This is a genomic window from Rhizobacter sp. P3_B12 (genome assembly GCF_056402895.1).
Window position 1 is genome coordinate 1 of the sequence record NZ_JBFUGN010000643.1, and the last position, 3,598, is coordinate 3,598.

Genomic DNA, 3,598 nt, shown 5'->3' on the forward strand with positions numbered 1-3,598 from the left:
CCGCAGGTCGACGGCGGCCAGCAGGTAGTCGGGCGTCCAGCGCGAGCCGTTCTTCGCGATCGCCTGCCAGTAGCGCGGCTCGGACCAGCGCTCGTCGAGCGCCAGCAGTTTCGCCTTGACCTGCGTGGGGTCGGCGGCGCCTTCCAGCGGCAAGGCGCGGTAGGTGCCCATCAGCAGCGAGYGGGCGCCTGCCGCGTCGCTGTTGAGCCGCCGGGCCACGGCCCCGGCGTCCGAGCTGTCGGGCAGGGTGCCGAGGTCGGCGACCAGCGCCGCGAAGGCCTCGGGCGCCGGCACCGACTGGCGATCCCACGCACCCAGGGCGGCCACGGTGCGTGGCAGCGCGGTCGCGACCTCCGGGTTCTCGACCGCGCGCTTGAGCAGCGCGGCGATCGGCACCAGGAAGGTCAGCAGCAGGAAGACCAGCAGCGGCAGCGTCAGCGAGAACGCCCGCAGCTTGCGCCTGCGATCGGCACGCGCGAGCTGGCGGCGCAGGGCGATCGTCATGGGGCCCTTACTGTGCCGCCCACGACGCGAAGCGCTTCTCGAGCTCCTCGCCCTGGTCGGCCCAGAACTTCAGGTTGAACTGCAGCGCGTCCTTCGAGTTCGCCGGCGAGGTCGGCAGGTTGCCCAGCACCTTGGCGTCCAGCTTGGCCAGCGCCTTGGTGTTGGTCGGGCCGTAGGCGATGTTCTTCGCGTACTCGGCCTGCGCGTCCGGGGTGCTGGCGAACGCGATGAACTTCAGCGCCGCTTCCTTGTTCGGCGTGCCCTTCGGGATCACCCAGTAATCCAGGTCGTAGATGCCGCCGGTCCAGGTGATCTTCAGGTTCTTGCCTTCGCGGTTGGCGGCATCGATGCGGCCGTTGTAGACCGTCGTCAGCGCCACGTCGCCCGCCACCAGGAACTGCGGCGGCTGCGCACCGGCCTCCCACCACTGGATGCTCGGCTTCAGCTCGGTCAGCTTCTTGAACGCGCGCTCGGCGCCGTCCTTGGTCGCCAGCACCTTGTACACGTCGGCCGACTTGACGCCGTCGGCCATCAGCGCGAACTCGAGGTTGTAGCGCGCGCCCTTGCGCATGCCGCGCTTGCCGGGGAATTTCTTCAGGTCCCAGAAATCGGCCCAGGTGGCCGGCGTGCCCTTCAGCTTGTCGCCGTTGTAGGCCATCACCGTCGACCAGACGAAGATGCCGATGCCGCAGTCGCTGACGGCCGCCGGCAGCAGGTCGGCCTTGCCGCCCAGCTTGCTGTAGTCGAGCTTCTCGAACAGGCCTTCGTCGCAGCCGCGCGCCACGTCGGGCGACTCGACCTCGACCACGTCCCAGGTCACCTTCTTCGTCTCGACCATGGCCTTGATCTTGGCCTGCTCGCCGTTGTACTCCACCGGCACGACCTTGGTGCCGGTCTTCTCGAACGGCTCGTAGTAGGCCTTCTTCTGCGCGTTGGCGTTCGCGCCGCCGAAGTTGACGACGGTGATCTGCTGCGCGAGGGCCGGCAGCGAAAAGCCGGCGACCAGCGCGATGCTCAGGATGCTCTTCTTCATGACGTGGGTCCTTCGTGGGGTGCTTGGGGGTGGGGAATCAGACGAGGTAGATCCGGGTGTGCTCCGGCGGCAGTTCCAGCCAGACGGCGTCGCCGGCCTGCGGCGCGAGGCCGCCCGACAGCGGCAGCTTCACGGTGGCGGCCGCCTGGCCGTCGCCGAGCGTGCACAGCAGCCGCAGGTGGTCGCCGAAGTAGATGACGCTGGCCACGCGGGCCTGCAGCAGGTTGCCGCGCCCGGCCGGCGCCTGCGCGTGCAGCAGGATGCGCTCGGGCCGGATGCAGGCCTCGACCGCCGCGCCGGCCGCCGCGCCGTTGACGTTGACGCCCGTCAGCACGCGCCCGTCGGCCAGCGCCATGCCGCAGCGGTCGTCGCCGGCATCGGCGTGGGTCGCGCGCAGCGTGCCCTTGACGACCGTGCTGTCGCCGATGAACCCGGCGACGAAGCGGTTGGCCGGCGCCTCGTACATCGCCTCCACCGGGGCCAGCATCTGCACCGCGCCGTCGTTGAAGACGGCGACGCGGTCGCTCATCGTCAGCGCCTCGCCCTGGTCGTGGGTCACGTAGACGAAGGTGACGCCGAGCTGGCGGTGCAACTCCTTCAGCTCGATCTGCATGTGCTCGCGCAGCTGCTTGTCGAGCGCGCCCAGCGGCTCGTCCATCAGCACCAGCTGCGGCTCGAACACCAGCGCGCGCGCCAGCSCGACSCGCTGCYGCTSGCCGCCCGACAGCCGGGCCGGCGCGCGGTCGGCCAGGCCGTTCAGCCGCACCATGTCGAGCGCCTTCGCGACGCGCCGTGCCTGCTCGTCGCGCGACACGCCGCGCACCGTCAGCGGGTAGGCCACGTTCTGCCCGACCGTCAGGTGCGGGAACAGCGCGTAGTTCTGGAACACCATGCCGAAGTGCCGCTTRTGCGGCGGCGTGCGCGTGATCGGCTTGCCGTCCAGCAGGATGTCGCCGGCGGTCGGCGATTCGAAGCCGGCCAGCATCATCAGCGTCGTSGTCTTGCCCGAGCCCGACGGCCCGAGCAGCGTCAGGAACTCGCCGCGGCGGATGTCCAGGTCGAGCTGGCGCACCACCAGGTGGCTGCCGTCATAGGTCTTCTGCACGCCGCGGAAGCGCACCAGCGGCTCGGCCGTTGCCGCGACCGCGGCAGGGACGGGGGAGGGCTCGGACAACACGGGCATGCGCACCTCGTTCAACGCAGAGCGGCGAAACTGTCGGCCAGCAGCTGCAGGCCTTCGTCGACCAGCGTGTCCTCGGCCGTCAGCGGCACCAGCACGCGGATCACGTTGCCATGCGTGCCGCAAGACAGCAGTATGAGCCCGCGCCGGGCCGCCTCGGCCACCACCTGCCGCGTCAGCTCGGCCGCCGGCCTGGCCAGGTCGCCGCCGTCGAACAACTCGATCGCCACCATGGCGCCCAGCCCGCGCACGTCGCGCACCTGCGGCACCTCGCGCGCGATGCGCGTCAACCCGGCCACCAGGCGAACGCCCAGCTGCCGGCTGCGCTCGAGCAGCTGCTCGTCGTCGAACACCTTCAGCACCGCCAGCGCCGCGGCGCAGCCGATCGGCGAGCCGGCATAGGTGCCGCCCAGCCCGCCGGGGCCGGGCGCGTCCATCACGTCGGCGCGGCCGACCACGCCGGCGATCGGAAAGCCGCCGGCCATCGACTTGGCGGTGGTGATCAGGTCCGGCGCCACCGGCCACTGCGCGCTCGCGAACCAGGTGCCGGTGCGTCCGGCGCCGGTCTGCACCTCGTCGGCGATCAGCAGGATGCCGTGGCGCTCGGCCAGCGCCTTCAGCCGGGCGATGAACGCGTGCGGTGCGACGTGGAAGCCGCCTTCGCCCTGCACCGGCTCGACGATGAAGGCGGCCACCCGCTCGGGCTCGATGTCGTTCTTGAAGATCGTCTCGATCGACCGCAGCGCGTCGTCGACGCTGATGCCGTGCAGCGCATTCGGGAACAGCGCGTGGAAGGTCTCGCCCGGGAACGGCCCGAAGCCGGTCTTGTAGGGCGCGACCTTGCCGGTCAGGCCGAGCGTCAGCATGGTGCGGCCGTGGTA

At 70.8% G+C, this 3,598-nt stretch carries 3 protein-coding genes and 1 pseudogene; all 4 read right to left on the reverse strand.

What is annotated here, in order from left to right; genetic code table 11:
* Positions 1-504 (reverse strand): annotated as a pseudogene (locus AC1D01_RS25310) (ABC transporter permease); the annotation flags it as partial.
* A gap of 7 nt (positions 505-511) precedes the next feature.
* On the reverse strand, positions 512-1,537 hold the full coding sequence (locus AC1D01_RS25315; RefSeq protein WP_477871271.1) for an ABC transporter substrate-binding protein: 1,026 nt from the start codon (positions 1,535-1,537) through the stop codon (positions 512-514).
* A gap of 37 nt (positions 1,538-1,574) precedes the next feature.
* The gene (locus tag AC1D01_RS25320) at positions 1,575-2,720 is read right to left on the reverse strand and encodes an ABC transporter ATP-binding protein (protein WP_477871273.1); all 1,146 of its coding nucleotides are present in this window, start codon (positions 2,718-2,720) and stop codon (positions 1,575-1,577) included.
* An 11-nt stretch (positions 2,721-2,731) separates the two neighbouring features.
* On the reverse strand, positions 2,732-3,598 hold an 867-nt coding region (locus AC1D01_RS25325), incomplete at its 5' end, for an aminotransferase class III-fold pyridoxal phosphate-dependent enzyme (protein ID WP_477871275.1).